The organism is uncultured Winogradskyella sp. (genome assembly GCF_947495255.1).
GTDB lineage: Bacteria > Bacteroidota > Bacteroidia > Flavobacteriales > Flavobacteriaceae > Winogradskyella.
In genome coordinates this window covers 343537-362446 of sequence record NZ_CANLYI010000005.1, presented here as the reverse complement: position 1 = coordinate 362446, position 18910 = coordinate 343537, and the positions used below count along the sequence as shown (strand labels likewise).

At 31.4% G+C, this 18910-nt stretch carries 10 protein-coding genes; 2 read left to right on the top strand and 8 right to left on the bottom strand.

The genetic code is table 11. From position 1 onward, the window contains the following. Positions 1-72 precede the first annotated feature (72 nt). The gene (locus Q0807_RS10080) at positions 73-2436 is read left to right on the top strand and encodes a DUF5686 and carboxypeptidase-like regulatory domain-containing protein (protein WP_299109277.1); all 2364 of its coding nucleotides are present in this window, start codon (positions 73-75) and stop codon (positions 2434-2436) included. 2 nt (positions 2437-2438) lie between these two features. Here the strand turns inward: Q0807_RS10080 and Q0807_RS10075 are convergent, their stop codons facing one another. The 3 genes from Q0807_RS10075 to Q0807_RS10065 are packed head-to-tail and all read right to left on the bottom strand — an operon-like array spanning position 2439 to position 6481. Continuing rightward, positions 2439-4178, bottom strand: coding sequence for a glycosidase (locus tag Q0807_RS10075; RefSeq protein ID WP_299109275.1), 1740 nt, complete (start codon positions 4176-4178; stop codon positions 2439-2441). Between the two features lie 22 nt (positions 4179-4200). After that, on the bottom strand, positions 4201-5127 hold the full coding sequence (locus Q0807_RS10070; RefSeq protein ID WP_299109273.1) for a carbohydrate kinase family protein: 927 nt from the start codon (positions 5125-5127) through the stop codon (positions 4201-4203). 22 nt (positions 5128-5149) lie between these two features. Beyond that, positions 5150-6481, bottom strand: coding sequence for an MFS transporter (locus tag Q0807_RS10065; protein WP_299109271.1), 1332 nt, complete (start codon positions 6479-6481; stop codon positions 5150-5152). Between the two features lie 427 nt (positions 6482-6908). On the opposite strand from Q0807_RS10065, the gene Q0807_RS10060 reads away from it, so the two are divergent. Next, positions 6909-7943: a LacI family DNA-binding transcriptional regulator gene (locus Q0807_RS10060; RefSeq protein WP_299109269.1), complete on the top strand. Its 1035-nt coding sequence runs from the start codon at positions 6909-6911 to the stop codon at positions 7941-7943. 25 nt (positions 7944-7968) lie between these two features. Here the strand turns inward: Q0807_RS10060 and Q0807_RS10055 are convergent, their stop codons facing one another. The 5 genes from Q0807_RS10055 to Q0807_RS10035 form a co-directional block, all read right to left on the bottom strand. Continuing rightward, complete coding sequence (locus Q0807_RS10055) at positions 7969-9933, bottom strand: trehalase family glycosidase (RefSeq protein ID WP_299109267.1); 1965 nt, start codon at positions 9931-9933, stop codon at positions 7969-7971. 76 nt (positions 9934-10009) lie between these two features. Beyond that, a complete protein-coding gene (locus tag Q0807_RS10050; protein WP_299109265.1) occupies positions 10010-10918 on the bottom strand; it encodes a hypothetical protein in 909 nt (302 codons plus the stop codon). Between the two features lies 1 nt (position 10919). Continuing rightward, the gene (locus Q0807_RS10045) at positions 10920-12269 is read right to left on the bottom strand and encodes a vanadium-dependent haloperoxidase (protein WP_299109262.1); all 1350 of its coding nucleotides are present in this window, start codon (positions 12267-12269) and stop codon (positions 10920-10922) included. Further along, the gene (locus Q0807_RS10040) at positions 12238-15480 is read right to left on the bottom strand and encodes a VCBS repeat-containing protein (RefSeq protein ID WP_299109260.1); all 3243 of its coding nucleotides are present in this window, start codon (positions 15478-15480) and stop codon (positions 12238-12240) included. The genes Q0807_RS10045 and Q0807_RS10040 overlap by 32 nt, the downstream gene beginning before the upstream one ends. After that, positions 15473-18793, bottom strand: coding sequence for a VCBS repeat-containing protein (locus tag Q0807_RS10035; protein ID WP_299109258.1), 3321 nt, complete (start codon positions 18791-18793; stop codon positions 15473-15475). Before Q0807_RS10035 ends, Q0807_RS10040 begins: the two co-directional genes overlap by 8 nt. Between the last annotated feature and the right edge of the window lie 117 nt (positions 18794-18910).

Genomic DNA, 18910 nt, shown 5'->3' with positions numbered 1-18910 from the left:
ATGAATGTCGGCTATAGTGGTCAAAGTTTATAAAAATTGCTTATTTTTCTAAGCCTATTCTAAATTCAAAAAATGAAAAAGTTATTAGTTTTATTCGTCTATTTTTTTAGCCTAATAATGAGTGCTCAAACTCTAAAGAAATTTAAACTTATTGATAGTACTACACAAGAGATCATTCCTTTTGCAAATGTGCTTTTTAGCGAATTAGAAAATAAAGGCACGTCTACCGATATTGATGGGGTTTTTTATGTACCTAATACCGTCAAAACAATAACAATAAGCTATGTTGGTTATGAAACAAAAGAAATAAAACTAGATGAAATTAATTCTCAAATCATAAGACTTAAATCAAAATTTAGCGAATTAGATGAAGTTGTTATTGATGGAGAAAACCCAGCGCATCGTATTATTAGAAATGCAGTTGCTAATAAAGCTATTAATAATCCGGAAAATTTAGAATCCTACACTTACAAGTCTTACGATAAAATTGTTGTTGATGTAGATGATAGTAAACCAATGAATGATTCCTTAAAGGAGACTCAAACATTTTTAAAGGGCTCTTACTTTTTTATAACAGAAACCATTGCTAAACACAAATATTTAAAACCACGATTTAGTGAAGATAGCATTATTGCGATAAGAACATCTGGTTTAAAAGATCCTAATTTTGCCGTTCTGGCAAATGCATTTCAGCCTTTTTCATTTTATAATGAACATATTGAACTTTTTGAAACGCCTTACCTTAATCCGATTTCTAAAGGGAGTACAAAAAAATATAAATTCAAGTTAAAAGAAGAATACCTAAAAGGTAAGGATACAGTTTTTGTTATTTCTTTTGAACCAAAGACAAATAGAAATTTTGAAGGCTTAAAAGGATTGCTTTACATCAACTCTAACAGATATGCAGTTGAAAGCGTCGATGCTTCTACATTTAACTCTGGAAAAATTGATTTTACTATTCAACAGAAATATAAATATATAAATGATGAATATTGGTTTCCTGAACAGCTGAATTTTGTCATTATTTTGGGACAAGGTTTTGGCAGTTTTAAATATGTTGGTAAAAGTTACCTTTATGAAATTGCACCAAATGCAACATTGGAAAAGAAAGATTTTCCGTTTGTATCGCTCACATTGCCTAAAAATGTAGATGGAAGAGATTCAAAGTACTGGGACGATTACAGAAAAGATGCTTTAGACAAACGAGAACTGCGAACCTATGCACTGATTGATAGTATTGGAGACAAAATAAAGCTCGATAAATATTTATCAATTCCTCAAAAGTTATTTGAAGGAAAATATCCTTTAAAATATGTTGATATAGACTTGCTAAACATCGTAAGGTTTAATAAATATGAAGGCACAAGATTAGGTGCTGGTTTTTACACTAATGACGACATTCTTAAAAATGTTTCCTTAGGCGCATTTGCTGGTTATGGATTTAAAGATGATACATGGAAATATGGAGGAGAATTAGAGATTGATGTGCCTGGAAAAAAAGATATTTCTTTTAATCTAAAATATGAAAATAGCATTAGAGAGGCTGGCACCTATTCTGGAAACAGAGTTAACAATCCATTTGTATCACGTAATATTATAGCGAGCCAAATGGATGCCATTGAATCTTACAGTATTAGAACTGACATGAAGTTATTGAGAAACATCAACTGGTTTTTGGGTTTTAATACCGCTAAAATAAATCCGTTGTACAACTACCAATTTATTCAAAATAATAATTCGGTAACTGGTTATAATAATTCTGAAGTTACCATTGGTGTTGGTTACCATGTTAATGAAAAACTAATTAATTCTTTTGGTGCCACAACTAGACTTGCTAATGACGCTCCGGTTTTAAAACTTATATATTCTAGAGGATTAGAAGGTGCTTTTGAATCTAATTTTAGTTACAACAAACTGCGTTTTACGTTAGACCATAGTTTTATGACTAAAGGTGTCGGCAGAACAACTTATCGACTCGATTTAGGCTATATAGACACTGCATTACCTTATGGATTACTATTTACTGGAGAAGGGACTTTAGACCGACAAATACCCTTTGTGGTTAAAAATTATTTTCAAACAGTAACACCTTATGAATTTTTATCCGATAGGTATGCACACTTATTTATTACTCATAATTTTGGAAGACTTTTTAATAATAAAGGTTATTTTCAACCTGATATTTTGCTTTACAACAATGTTGGAATTGGTGATTTAAACCATAATGAGTATCATCAAAATATTGAATTTAAAACTAAAAATCACTTATTTTTAGAAACAGGTTTAGAACTTCATAATTTAATAAAGGTACCATTTCAGAATTTAGGTTATTTAGGAATGGGCTTTGGTGCTTTTTATCGCTATGGTTATCATAATCTTGAGAAGTCTAGTGATAATTTTACTCTAAAATATTCCGTTGGATTTACTTTTAAGTAGAATTAAAAACTCATAACTCTATTCTCATTTCCTTCATTATATGTTATAGTAAACTTATAAGTTTTAAGATTTCCTTGTAATTGAGCAAAATCTCCATTATTAGACCATTTGATATCTATTTCATTATCTAATGAATTATTAATTTTTACAATTCCAAAAAATGCTTTTGAAGTATTTCTTAGTCTAATTAATTTAAGTTGATTTTTAACAATATCTGTGTCAAGTCCGTTTTCAATATCTTTTAAAGACAGCGTTGTTCTATTGATTTCTTTATGCCCTCCACTACCCGCTTGATCCGCGGCTTTATAATTATTTTTTCCTGCAAAAATATCGAGATACCAGATTTGAGGAATTCCTGGCATAAATAATTGGATGGCTCTTGCTAGTAATAATTTTTGCTCATCTTCACCTAAAGCGCTAAAAAAGGTCGCATTAACTTGATAGTAAGAAATCTTTTTACCAGATGGATCATAGAGGTTTTTAACACGACCTCCTCGCTCCAAAATAATATTCATTATATCTTCAATCTCCTTATCTTCTAATAAGCCATTGTGATATGTACCGTTAACTTCTTTGCCTTTTAAATCTAAAACAGGAATACCATCATGGCAGCCTAACATATTTACTGTTTGGTAACCTTTAGTTATAATTTCTTTAGCCCATTTTATAATAGCCTTATTAGTTCCTTTCTCTAAGGTATGAATTACCAATCCTGGCAAGAAAAAATCATAAATTTGATATCCTTTTTTCGCAACCTCATCATGCAAGTCTAATCCATATTCCGCATGGATTTCTGGTAAAAGTATAAGATCATTTTTCTGCGCTATTTGATTAATACGTTCTAGATAATTCCATGTTCCAGGTTTATTAAAAAAATTAGATTCTCCAATTTCTTTATGTAAATAAGCAAAAGCATCTAGTCTTAAAATTTTGCATCCAAAGCTTTTTACTTTTGCTAGGGTTTCTTCATAAAAATCCCAAACCAATTCAGAATTTCCATTAACATCCATCTGCCCTAAATAGGTACAGGCTCTATCTACAACCTTTGATATTTCGGATTTTAAATAATTACTTTCTCCAAAGTCAATGGTCGTTATCTCTAGATTTTCATCTATAGCCCTATTAACCTTTTCTACTATGGCTATTTTATTGACATTATTAAATTCTTTGATATCCTCTAAATCAGCTATCGATATTTTATTGTAAGTAATTTGCTGATAGAACGTATTCCAGTATGGCTGTTTTGAACCATCTGGAAATGGCACTTTTAATATCGGTAAACCCGATTTTCTCATAAATAATTTATCGAGAAATTCTTTATGAGGAATTACAATTCCATCCTTATTTTTTACACCATAACCTTCCCAAAAGGTATTCCAGTTAATAAAAAAATCTTTGTACTTAGAATCGTTACCATGCTCTAATAAATCCTTAAATTGTGGTGAAGCGACTGATAAGTGGTTTAAGACAATATCAAATTTCAATAAGATATTGAGAGCCTCTAATGCTTCTAAATCTACTTCTGAAACAAGTTCTTTGTTGAGGTTATAATCAATAACGGAAAACCCTCGATCTAAATCACTATTAAAAAATGTAGGTAACACATAGAATAAAGAAAAGGCATCTTTAAACTCTGGCATTTTAAGCATTTTAATAGTATCGCTTAATTTTTGACCTATACTATCTGGATACGCATTAAGCATTACACCATTAGTAATCGTATTACTTTTTGTTATTTGCATAATATCTATTTACAAAAAATGATTATAAAAGTTTAGATAATATATCAATGTTATCGGGTAATCGTCCTACATTTTGTAATTTTAAAGCTGCCAATTGTAAAGCAACTTTTAAGCATTCTTCTACTGGCTTTTCCTTTATGTAAGCAAATAAAAACCCTGACCAAAAAGCATCACCAGCTCCAGTTGCATCCATTACATTTTCAACTTTAATTGCAGGTAATTGAATAAGTTCTTTATTCTTTTGAGATAGCTTAACTCCTTTACTCCCTAATGTTAAGCAGATAGTGTCTACTCCTTCATTGTGGAAAAATTTAAAAATGTCATTATGAGGTAAAGTGCGCTCAAAAAACCTTAGCATATCATCTTCACTAATTTTTATTAGCGGATTAAATTTACAATATGCCTTAATAACTCTTAATGCCTCTTCTTTATTCGCCCAAAGTTCATCTGCATAATTAATGTCTATACTTAATTGGCAACCTAAATTAAAGGCTTCTTCTGCCTTTTTTAAAATAGTTGTTTGCGCTGGATTTTTACTCAGTGCAAAACAAGTGGTGTGAAAAATATTTGTTACCGATAATAATTCTGTTGGAATTTGTTTTTCTAATATGACAAAATCTGCTTCGCGATAAGGAATAAATTCTGGTGTGTTTTGAGTTCTCGATACAAATATGACACTAGTTGGCGTTTTATCAATTTTAAAAATCGATTCTGTATTAACACCAACCTCATTTAATCGTTCAAAAACGTATTCACCAAAGCCATCATCACCAATACTGGCTACCATTCTAGAATTTAACCCCAACCTTGCCGAATTCATGGCCACATTTGTGGGTGAACCTCCTAAATACCTGTGATAATCTCTAGTATTGTTAATTTGAACATCTTTTTGATGTCCTATAAAATCTATTAGGACTTCGCCTACACATAGAATGTCTATGTTTTTCATAATAAACTAATGTTAAAAAAATTTAGTGACCAGACATAGACACTGACGTAATTGTATCTGACACTTTTTTACTTTTAATAAATAATGTTAAAACTGCACTAATTACTAAAAGCACTCCTGCAAATGTAATGGCTTGACGAGGATCATTATTTAGAAAATTCTTTAAAATAAAACCAAATGACAACGTTTGTAAAATCATAGGTATAACAATCATCATATTTATAATTCCCATATAAACACCATACCTTTCTTTTGGAATTTCTGAAACTACCATTAGATAAGGTATTCCCATCATACTTGCCCATCCAATACCAAATCCTGTTATTGCAAAAAATAATAAGTTTTTGTTTTCTATATGAGGGAAAGCTAAAAAACCTATTGCAGCTATAAGCAAACAAAAGGCATGTACCCTTTTTGCACTGTACTTTTTCGCGAAGCCAACTAATGCAAATGCTACTAAAAAAGTAACCACATTGTACCAACCGTTTACCAAACCAGTCCAACTAACTGCCTCACTATAAGCTTCTTTATTATCTGGTGTTGCATTCCAAACAGAAAGTGCAACACTTTTTGATGAATTTTGCCAGTAACAGAATAAAGCATACCATTGAAATAAATATACCAATGCTAACTGCCACATTACTTTTGGCATATCCTTTATGGCGGCAAAAATTTCTATTAAGGGGCCTAAAACACTTCGTTTTTCACTTTTTAACTTTGCCAACTCTTCATCAGTTGGTGGAATTTCTTTTGTTTTACTAATACTCCATAAAATTGAAGCTATAGAACAAAATGCTCCTAAGAAAAAGGAAGCGTATACCCAAGTTGGTAATGACCCAGTCATTCCAATAAAAATCATAGGAAAGATAAACAATGATAAATTAGCTAAAACTTGCCCTAAACCAGTAAAGAAGCTTTGCATTTGGAAACCTAAAGGTTGTTGCTCATCATCTAGATTATCTGCAATAAGTGCTCTGTAAGGTTCCATTGCTGTATTATTACCTGCATCTAGAATCCAGAGTAAACCAGCAGCCATCCATAAACTACTACTAAACGGGAATGCTAATAGAGTTAAACTGCATAAAATTGCGCCAATTAAGAAAAATGGTTTTCTCCTTCCAAATCTGGGACTCCATGTTTTATCACTTAATGCACCTATAATGGGTTGAACTAATAATCCTGTAACTGGACCAGCGAGATGTAATATCGGAATTTGATCTGGACTAGCACCCAAAAAATCATAAATCGGTGTTACAGCACTTTGTTGTAAGCCAAAGCTATACTGTATGCCAAAAAATCCAACATTCATATTGAGTATTTGCCAGAAACTTAGTTTTGGTTTTGTTTTTAACATAGTTCTAAATTTCTTTAATTAGTTGTATCGCTATAATGTTGGAAATTAATCATTTTAATTAAAAAAGAGCCAATGACAAAATATTTACATTAACTCTTTCTTACCAATCAATCAAACTCAAAAATTTTTAAAACATGTATATAAATACTTTTAAAATTAATTCACGCCTATTTTCACAATCAATCAAAAAAATGTTCGCTTTATAATAAAAACCTCAATGGAATAATTAAGACCATAGATTATCTAATTAGTATTTAAATATCATTCTTATAATGAATTTACATTTTATAATCTATCTAATTAAAAATTTCGTAACGAAAACGATTTCGTTTTACCGAAATCGTTTTCGATTTTTAATTTCTTTTACTACATTAGTGCTTTAACTACTTTGTTGCGCTAATATATTTAGTGCTTTATTAAGAACTCTATGAAACCCACTACCCTAAAACAAATAGCAGAACTGTTAGATATTTCTACATCAACTGTTTCAAAAGCATTAAAAGGTTACTCAGATGTAAGTGAGAAAACAAAGCGTCTTGTGCTAGAGACCGCTAAGCTTATGAATTATAGACCCAATTCTTTTGCTGTAAATCTTAGAACAAGTGAATCTAAAACTATAGGTCTTATTGTCCCTGAAATTGTGCATCATTTTTTTTCAAGTGTCATTAAAGGTATAATCTCTCAAGCAGAGAAAAAAGGATATTTAGTTATTATACTTCAATCTAATGAATCTTATAAACTCGAAAAAAAGCAATTAGACCTATTATTGAGTCAGCGTGTTGACGGGATTTTAATATCACTTGCAAATGGCACTGGAAATTTTGATCATCTTAATGACGTTCTTCTGCAAAACAAACCTCTTGTTATGTTTGATAAGATTGCAAAAATCATAAAATGTTCTAAAGTAATAATAGATGATAGAAAAGCGGCTTACACGGCCACTCAGCATTTAGTAGATATTGGCTGCAAAAAAATTGCGCATTTCAGAGGGTCGCTATTACCACAAAATTCTATAGATAGATTTCTTGGCTACAAACAAGCATTATTAGATAATAATATGCCATACGATTCTTCTTTAGTTTACATCTGTGAATGTGGAGACAGGAGTTTTGTAGAAGGAAAAGAAAGTGCTCGTAAATTATTAAATGAGCATAATGATGTAGATGGGATTTTCATTAACACCGATTTAGTAGCTATTGGTGCAATGACCGAATTTCAGAAATTAGGTGTTAAAGTTCCGGAAGATATATCTATTGTAGGTTTTAGTAATTGGTTTATGTCTTCTGTAATCTCACCAACCTTAACAACAATTGATCAGCCTGGATACCAAATGGGTAAAACAGCTTTTAAGCGACTCTATAAAGAGATACAACAAATAAAGCGAAACGAAACCGTTACCCATAAAAAAATTGTTTTAGATACAGCTCTTGTTGTAAGAGAATCAACAATTGAAGCTAAATAACCGCGCATCCCAATTATAATTTGAATTATTGTGAATTAAAAATTAACTCTGGTGCTTTAAGTTGATTCAAATTATCTAATAAATTTGATTCTAATAACGTCAATCCATATTGATAAGACGCGTTCATCCAACCAAAACCTTCTTGAGTTATATATTCGAAATCTGTACCTACGTTACCGTATTCTGCAAATACTTTGTGTGTGGCAGCTACAACATCATATTTCTCAGGAATAGTACCATTATAATCCACAGCATTTTTTGTAATCATATACAACCATCTGTAAATTAATTCTTGAGCTTCTTCATTGTAGCCATAATTTATTAACCCCTTCCAAATCATCATCTGGTGTGGTGCCCAACCGCTTGGATAATCCCATTGTCTTGCAGGTCCACCTTCGGATATATCGCCTAGACTTTCTTGTGTTGAAGCGACAATACCTCCTTTTTCTTTTAGTAATGGCAATGTCCTCTCTACTAATTGCTTAGCTTGTTCTTTATCTGCCATATTTGCCCACATTGGCATAAATGTAGTAGCAGCCACAAAGGTCTCTTGTTGTTTTGTTACTATATTATAATCTAGATATAATCCTTTTTCTTCATTCCACAATAATTCATCAACTCGATTTTTGCGATTCTCCGCTTTCTTTTTCCAGTAGTCTGATGTGTATTCTTTTCCGTTGGAGGATTTAAATGAACCCTTAAAATTTTGAGCTATTAAATCTGCGAAATCAATTTCATATTTATATAATAAAGCATTAACATCTATTATATTAAGATTTGCTGTTTTGCCGTCTAAACGATAAGACGTGTCATGACCTGATTCGCGCATACTGCGGTCGTGGGTAAAAAACATATCGACTTCTGGCAATTTAAGTTTGCCTGATTGATACTGCTCAGTAAATTCTGCAATCGTCATATTTTGCCCTTTTGCATACTTCGATAATGCATGGTTAAAATGACCCTCTTCTGTCTCTGGTGGAATACCAATTCCATCAGAAAAATAACGATTTAGTCCATTGAAAGTTAATCGCTTTTCAGATACCATCCAGACGGTTTCATATTCTTTAATAGCAGTTTCTAAATGCTTGCTTAGCCATTTTAAATCTTCAGTTTTTTCAAAAACAGCTCTTACTAAACTTGAATAGTAAGGTGGCTGTGTTCTTGTAAGATAATAGGATCTGTTGGCGTTTAAAATTTTACCATAATTATCGATTTGATATTGAAAATTATCTGCCATGGCTTTGGCTAAATCCACTCTACCATCTACAATTAATCCTATAGATTCAAAATAGCTATCCCAACCGTACATCTCATTAAAACGACCTCCAGGAACAACAAACGGAACACCTTGTAACTTGCCATTGTTGTTATCGAGTTTTAAGCTTAAAATTCCTGGCTGATTATTAATGGATTTAACATATGCTGGTGTGATTGATTCTGGTAGTTTTATTGTGGTAATTGGTAAACTAGTTTCTAATTTTTGGTAATAATTAAAAGCTACAGAATCTTGATATGGTACATATATTCTAAGTTCTTCGGAAACTAGACTCTTATTTTTAGTATCTTTAATAAGATTTTCAATTCCGTCTTTATCTAAATGCCTTGTGAGTCCATCCCAATAATAATTTTTGATTAATCGCGATGTTCTATCAACTGGCTTTTCATCGATGTATTTCGTCTTTATAGTCCCAATAGTCTCACCTTTGTTCTTTACCAAAACTAGCTCTTGTAGTAAATTAGAAAGTTTATAAGTTCCTTCTATTTTTAATGTTTCACCTGAGTTTGATTTTAATTCGAACACTTTAGAAGACTTATCTTCAATCGTGATTTTTTTATCGCCATCAGTATCTTCTTGCTTTAACAATTGGGCTAAGGTTTGTTCTATATCTACCTTAAAGGATATACCTTCTGCGGACATTTTTTCAGAATCATTTTTACATGACAGCATCAACAAGCCTAGAACTATAAGTATTCTGTAATTGTATTCCATTGTAAATAAATTTTATCTTTTTGAAGATAGACATCAAAACTCCAACACTCGTATTAGAATTAATCAGAAAAAAAAATTATTCCTTATCAATAGGAATTAAAACTTTTGTTACCCACTTTAATTCGTCACCTCCTTGATGTGGATCGTTCATAAAAACTTCTGTCGGAAGTACATTTTTATCTATTTCAATTGTATCAAAATAATCATCATAGGCATACCAAGCTACATGAGATTTTCTATAGTTTCCGTTATAAATTATTTGCATAGCTTTATAACTCTCATCTTCTTTGTATGTAACCATATTACTAGGACTGTTATGTACTTCTTTAATTGGATAACAAAATTTAAAGGTTATACTATCTGTTGTTTTATCCCAAGACTCAACTTGTAAAAATGGAAAACCGTTTAAGGTTAATTCATTTTGATTAATATAACTCATCATTTTAGCATTCTCGGAAATCATAAGATTTGCTTTGTTGGCAACCGTTGTACTCAGTGTTGTATAGATATATTTTTTAGGTAAAATGGTTGTGGTATCTATTTTAGAAATTCTGTGCGTTTCAATATCATAAGACATATATTCTCTCATATCTTTTGTAAAACTAATACTGCGCTTTACGAAATCTGTTTTGCCAAATAGAATTTTAACTCTTTGTTTTAATCTCGAATTTTTATCTGTAAAGTAACCTTTAATCTTGGTTACAGAATCATTCTTTTTTGATAGTTGCCAATCTATAGCAAAAATAGAATCTTGTGTTGGCTTGAATTCTTGATGAATTGCAGAATATGGTTCTTTTGAAATTGTAAATACTTCTTGCTTCGATTTAGGTTGACCATTATTCCACTTTACAATGTTCTCATAAGCCACACCTTTTGGATTCTTAATCTCAAAACTTATTTGATAATCATGACTTTTAATAAAGAAATACCATACTCCTGCAAGTAGAATAATAACGATAACACTAAACAATACTTTTTTGAGCATATTAATTCACTTTCATTTTAAGATTATTAATGACAAAATTACCGATGCTTCGACCTTGTATAAGACCTTCATCGATAGCTGCTCTGTAATGTATGCCTCCATATAATCTACTTAACGCAGCTTCATCTGCAGCATAATTAAATGATTTAAATGAGCGAATTGGCAAGCCATAAGGTGTTTCTGTATCATCATCAAACTGAAAGTCATCTCCAAATATTGACGTTAAAACCGTTGAAGCAGCGCCCGAAACCACAGAGTGACCACTTGTGTATTCAGGGAATGGTGGTGTTTGTAAAATAGGTTTCCAAGCCTCGTCGAGATGTTGATTAATTAGTGTCTCTGGCCTTATGAGATTACTTCGATATTTTTCGTCCCAACAACTTATAAAAGCATCAAAAATTGCGGTTGATGTTTTTGTATAGGTATAAACTGTTTCTTCAAAAGTTGACTCATTTTTTCTACAGGCTATTTTAGTTATACCAATCCAATGTGCACCAGGCGTTATTTTTTTTGTTGCAAACATTAAGTGTCCACGAGTTACAGATACATAAGGATTACAATCCCAAAATTGAGCAATTTCAATTTCTTCGGATGCATCACCTTTTTCTGTAATTGTATTACTTACATTTAAGACTTCCATTAATTCTTCATAAAATTTACTTCCTTTTTCTAACGAAAATTCTGGATGCGCTTTAGGCTTAAATTGTGACGCAGAATCGATGACCATAGTCCTAATTTTATTCCAATGCGGTTCTATACCAGACATATATGCAGGTGGTGTTGGTTGCCATTTAGATGGATTACTTGCATCTACATCATATTTAGGCATTGTTCTGGTTTGATTGTAATTGTCCTTACTGACCCAAGTTTTTATATGGTTGGCAACTTCTAATCCGTAAGTTTTTGAAGCTTCAAATTGCTTTTCGTTTTTATTTTGCCACAACGCATAAAGACTGTCTCTATAATGTTCTATAGTAGCTTCGGAAAACACTAAACCTCTACTTACATCCATATGTGCAATTAATGATGCTAAACGTGTGTTTACATTTTTATCACTGGTCACAGGAATTGCTTCTAAACCTTGAACCTGACCTACTAAACTATTGTAATTTTTATCTGTATTGGCTATAATTTCATAAGCTGCAATATTTGGATATACGTAAATTCTACTTGCTACAGGTGGTGAAAATATATCGTGTACCATAACCTGTGTTACTTGGTCAACAGATTCGAAATACATATCTGATGTAATTACGATATCTTCAGTAGGTTGCGAGCAACTAAAACTGATGAAAATTGTAAGAACTGATGCAGCTTTCTTAATTAATTTTATAAAATTGAAGTTTGTCATTATGTACTACAGTTACTAAATATTGTTGGTTATTGATGGTTATAATTTTGATGTTATTTATCACCTTATCATAGAAATCTAAACCAATCTCATCACCCATTAATGCTTGGTTTTCACCTAAAATTAAAGCGCCTTTGAATCCGTCTAGTTTACCATGAAATGGTGTAATACCTTTGTAATTTCCAGCAGCTAAAATACCATCACCTTGACTTGTGTTTATTTTTAGAAATGTATTTATGGGTGCAACTTGCAATTCGTTATTAAAAGGTTGAAAACTAAACACACCGTTGTTATTTTCTAAATAACCAGATTGCAAGGTATGTACCTCAAAAACTGTTGCGCTTTTCAATTTAGACGCATCTAATAGTTCTGAAATTGGTTGACCTGCAAAGGATTTATAAGTATTATATTTTTTCTTAAATAGCGATGACATCTGACTACTTAACATATCTAAACCTTCTATAGGATAGTAAGTACTATTCTTTTCGGTAGCAATAATGGTTTCTGCTTTAGAATTATTATCAAAGTCCGAATAATACATTAACATAGGAAACGCTTCAGAGGCTTTAAATTTGGTGTTTGTGCCCCAATTTCCGATTAAATAATCCATATCACCATCCTTATCGATATCAAAAGGTGAAATGGCTCTCCATAAGCCATTAGTTGAATTTGAATCGTATTTCGACGTTTCGTTTTTAAAAGTGTTGCCCTTATTTTCTAAAAATTGTGGTGACATCCATTCGCCAACAACGATTACATCTAAGGCATTATCATTGTTGAAATCTGTCCAAACTGCATCTCTAACCATACCTAGTTTACCTAAAGATAATTTAGAGAATTTACCGTTTGTATTTACCAGAATATAACTCTCAGGAATTTGTCCAAAATCGTTCGAAATAGTTGCATTACCGATAAAAAAGTCCGTGTCACCATCATTATCAAAATCTGATGCTTTTACGACAGCAGTATCTTCAAAATTTTTTGATAACTCTATAGTTTTTATGCCACTCTCCGTAAATCCTAGCAACTGATTAGTTAGTGCATTTGATTTTCCAAAAAACTCACCACCTCCAACTCCAATTAACAATTCTTCTTTTGAATCATTATTGATATCAACCGCTTGAGCTGAAACTGTTTCCTTTAAAGCAGACGTTTTAAAAATTGAATCTTTCATTTTTACAAAACCTTCAGCAGTTTGCAGATATATTTGATCTTCAATGTGTTTACTGCTTCCTAAATAAATATCGTCTAGGCCATCATTATTAAAATCGCCTATAGCAACAGCTGGTCCTCTATCTGAAATTTTATAAGGAATTAACTTATGCCTATTAAAATCAATATAATCGTTTTCAATATGTGTATAAGCTGGTGTGATTAGGCTATCTGCTTGTTCAAAAATTGGCGTTATACTTTTTAATTTATAACTACTAAAGGGTTGAGTCTTGGCTTTGTCATAACTTATATCTAATTGTGAATTCACCTTTGGATTAGCTATAACTTGTTCTGTTTTGTTTGGCCAAATTACTTTAAGGGAATCAATTGATGTTTCCTTATGAATTCCGAAATATAATTTTGGTTCTACTGAAGATTGAAAACCGCGTTGTGGAAACAATTCGCGTTGCAACTTTGTATCATTCACATAAACAATAACTTTACTGCCTATACCTCTTCGATTTTTGTCTTTGTAATTTAGACTAACTGCCAGAAAATTGTTGTTTTCCGTGTTATTTCTATAGATTGTAGCTTCTTGATTAATGTTATTCACTACGATATCTAAATCGCCATCATTATCTAAATCTCCGTAAGCTGCTCCTGTTGAAAATGTTGACTCCTGTTTTGTCCAGTCTTTAATGTGGTTAAACTTTAAATCTTGTTGTCCTTCAAAATAATTGTTTTCTAATTTTCCTGATGGCATTTTTGCTAGTGCCTCTTTATCAATAAAATTAGTTGTGCTTAATTTTTTACTGACCTGGTCGTTAGAGATATAATTAATATAATCTAGGTCGTTTGGTCGTTTAGGTATTCCGTTAGAAATAAAAATATCTTGAACACCATCATTATTGTAATCTGCAATTAGTGTACTCCAACTCCAATCTGTGGCCGCAACATTACTTAGCAATGCCGTTTCTGTAAATGTATTTGAGTTACTATTAATTTGTAACATATTTCGGCTATACTGATAGTGATATCCAAAATTTTCCGTTCTTAATTTTTGTAATTGTACGTCATCATCACCAGCAGACGATTTTAAAACAACCTCATCTTCTGGTAACATATCTAGTGTCATTAAGTCTGTAAAGCCATCATTATTAATATCTGCTGCATCACTTCCCATTGAGAATTTACTAATGTGCGCAAAAGATGATTTTAAAGTTTCTTTAAACGTTCCGTCACCCTTGTTTATGTAGTAATAATCATCTTCGTGAAAATCGTTACTTACATATAAATCTGGATAACCATCATTATTAAAATCTGAAATAGACACATCTAAACCGTAACCATTTGGACCACCATAAATTCCTGCAACCTCACTATCATCAACAAAAACACCATTATCGTTGTTTAATAATCTATCACCACTTTGTTCATTTCTTTTATTTCTGGTGCTCGCTTTTCCAAAAGATTCTTGTGTATGAATAGCGTGATTTAATAGGTAAAGATCCAAATCGCCATCTAAGTCATAATCGAAGAAAAAGGCATTAGATGAGAACGTCTCGAAATCTAATCCAAAGTCCTTAGCTTTTTCAGTAAAGGTTAAATCGCCATTGTTAATGTAAAGTTCATTGGCTCCTCTAAATCCGTTGGTACCAACCACAGCACAAACGTATATATCTAAAAAACCATCACCATTAACATCAGCCATACTCACACCTGTATTCCAAGTACTATGTCCTTGTATGCTTGCTTTTTCAGAAATATCTTCAAATTTTAGATTTCCTTTATTTAGATACAGTGCATTCTCTTGTTGGTTAGATGTAAAAAATAAGTCGGAAAGTCCATCATTATTAATATCTCCAATTGCAACACCGCCTCCATTGTAATGGTACAAATAATCTAGTATATTTTGATCTGTAGTGTCCTTAAGCACGTTGTTGAATGTTACACCAGATTCGCTAGATGGTATCACAGAAAATTTGAGATTCTTATCTGAATTACAGCTAAAAATCGTTAAGACTACTAATATGATATGAAATTTAAAAACCTTAGTCATTAATCTTAAACAGTTTAGGGATTTCATTATTAATTACGACCAAAATATGCGGTTTATTATTTAGCTGAATTGTTTTTATAGCCTTGATTTCACCTCGAACAAAGAAGCCAGAATTCGCTTGTTTCAATACTTCAAAATCATCAGAGGATGTACCTAAAAGTACAGAACCAAAACTCGCGTCTAATCTGGCATATTGAGGTTTATAATTATATTCATTTCCGCCAAGAATAAGGTCTTGCTTGCCATCATTATTGATGTCTAATATTTCTATAGCATTAACGGAAGATAACTGAACTTCGGCTGGCAATATTTTAATTTCATACTCGCCTGAATCTGATCCATAAGCCACAATACTTTCAGTTATATTCACCTCTTTTATGATGGATTGATCTAATTTTTCCTTTGGAAATAATTCTTGAATAGATTTAGTCGCATAGTCCGAAAACTTTAAATTTTGCTTCTTTAAAGACACTATTTGATTGGTTAATTCGTGCTTTGTTATAATTGGAATATCCTTTCCATCAATAGTTTCTGTTAGGATTTGCTCAATGGTTCCGTTATCATCAAAATCATTTATATACAATTTTAATGGCTTATCTTTTGAAGGCTTGTAGGCTAAATTAAGACCGTCGTTACCTAAAATAAAATCATCAAAACCATCATTATTAAGATCCTTTATCGCAAAAGAATTCCACAAGCCTTTTAAATTATCTAAATTCGATTGCATGTTAGATAAGCGTTTACCTGAATTTTTAAGAATTATTGGTGCATCCCATTCTCTGGCAATCACTAAATCTTTAATACCATCATTATCGACATCTCTCCATTGTGCATCAGTTACCATTCCTATGGTTTTTAGATCGTAAGCTTTAGATTCTGTAATATCTTTAAAAACACCACTACCATCATTTTCGAGTAATTGATGTGTTGGGTTAATACCATAAACGGCTGGTACACTTCGGCTTCCTATAAATAAATCTTTATCACCATCATTATCAAAATCAAAAGGTCTAATTACAGATGTATTGTGTTTGGTTGAAGGGATTGCTATTTGAGATTTTGTGAATTTACCTTTACCATTATTAAGATATAATCTTGTATTATAGTTCTTTGCTTCATTAAGTTCATTGCCACCAGAACCCACGATTAAATCTAAGTCACCATCCTTATCAACATCAATAAAAGCAGAAGCAGTATCTTCAAAGTCTTTATCTACATTGAATGCTTCTATTGAGGATAATTCTAATTTACCAGATGCGTTTTGAATGTATAATTGGGCTTCTTGATTTTTTGCGCCACCAATAAATACATCGTCACGTTGATCCTTATTAACATCTGCTATAGAGAATGTAGGTCCTTCTTTAGACAACATTTTCTGTATTAGGCCTTCATAATTAAAGTCTACATATACATTTTCTTGATGTTTATTAAAACTTGTATTTACCTCTTTTAACAAGGGAGATGAGAATTGTTTATTTCTTATACTTTTAGATATAGCATCCTTGTAATCTATAACAATCCTTTTATTTGGAGTTACTGAAGTAATTAATTGTTGTTTATTATCTGGCCAAGACACTAAAATAGAATCTATTGTTTTATTACCAATACCAATAGTTTGCACATAATCTATTGAAGATTGGAATCCTTTAGCCGGAAATACTTCTTGTATTATTGTTTCATCTTTTGAATAGATTTGAATTCGACTACCAACACCAAAAGTGTTTTTTTCTGAACCAACTAACTTAAATTGTAAGTAATTGTTATTATTGAAGCTTTCAGAATTGTTCTTATACACAAAAACATCTTGGTTAACGTTATTGATAATGAGATCTAAATCACCATCATTATCTAAATCACCATATGCAGCTCCATTAGAAAAACTTGGGGTGTCAAATCCCCAATTATTCGCAACATTGGTAAATGTCAGGTCATTATTATTTTGAAACGCATAGTTTAGAATTGGTGTACTTGGCATTTTATCAATAATAGATTCTACCTTTTCTTTTTTTCCTGTTAAGACTTGTTTTTGAATGATATCATTAGCGAAGAAATTCATAAAATCTTGATTGGTCAAATCATTATAAATTCCATTACACACAAAAATATCCTTATAGCCATCATTATCCATATCAAACACCAAAGCTCCCCAACTCCAATCAGTTTTAGCGACATTACCATAATTAGCTATTTCAGAAAAATGATTATTACCCAAATTGAGTTGCAAAGAGTTTTGCATATATTGTGGGTAAAAATCTAAATTCTGTTTTCTTGAAAATACATCATAATCTTCAAATTGAGTAGTTTCTTTTAGCCTTTTACTATTCTCTGGTAACATATCGGTTACAAATACATCTAATAAACCGTCATTATTAATATCGGAAATATCGGCTCCCATTGAAGATTGACTTAAGTGGTTTGTCCACTCTTTAATAGATTCTGTAAACGTACCATCTGTATTATTAATATATAGATAATCGCGCTCGTAAAAGTCGTTAGAAACATAAATATCTGGATACGTATCATTATTTATATCGCTTACTGTTACACCAAGCCCAAAGCCAATTAAGCTTCCAAAAATATTTGCTTCTTCACTGACATCAGTAAATATACCGTTGTCGTTTCTTAAGAGTTTATCACCACCACCTTTGAGAATATTTGGTACATCCCAATCTTTGTCTCGCAACTCTCGTTTATTATTGTAATTGAGAGAATTTACAGGAATAAAACTGTTATTTAGTAAATACAAATCTAAATCTCCGTCCTTATCATAATCGAAAAAAGAAGCATGGGTAGTTAGTCCGTTTTCATCAAGATTGTATTCAGCAGCCCTATCTGTAAATGTGAGATCACCATTATTAATAAAAAGCTCGTTTTTTAAATTATCGCCATTTACGTTACCAGCGTTGCAAACGTAAATATCTAATAATCTATCTGCATTGATATCTACCATTACGACTCCTGTAGACCATGTATTTGTGCCGCCAACATTTGCTTGATTGGTGATATTTTCAAATTTGAAATCTCCTTGGTTTAAATACAATTGGTTTTTACCAAGATTTGCTGTTAAGTATACATCTGATAAACCATCGTTATTAATATCGCCAATTGCAACACCTCCTCCGTTGTAGAAATTACGATATTTAAAAATATTATATTCAGGTGAATTTTCTATTTTGTTTATAAATATAATGTCTGTTTGAGTACTATTCAGTTTTGTAAATAAAACTTTATTCTCAACAAGCAATTCATCTTTTTTCTCGTCACAAGAAAAAGTAAAGACAACAATAATTAATGCAAATATTCTTCTAATCATAATAGCAAAATATACTAATTAAATATAAGTATAATTTAAAAAAGAGGCACAAAATTATTTGCGCCTCTTTTCAGTTGTTTAATTAAATAAACTAATCAAATAATTTAATCAACACTT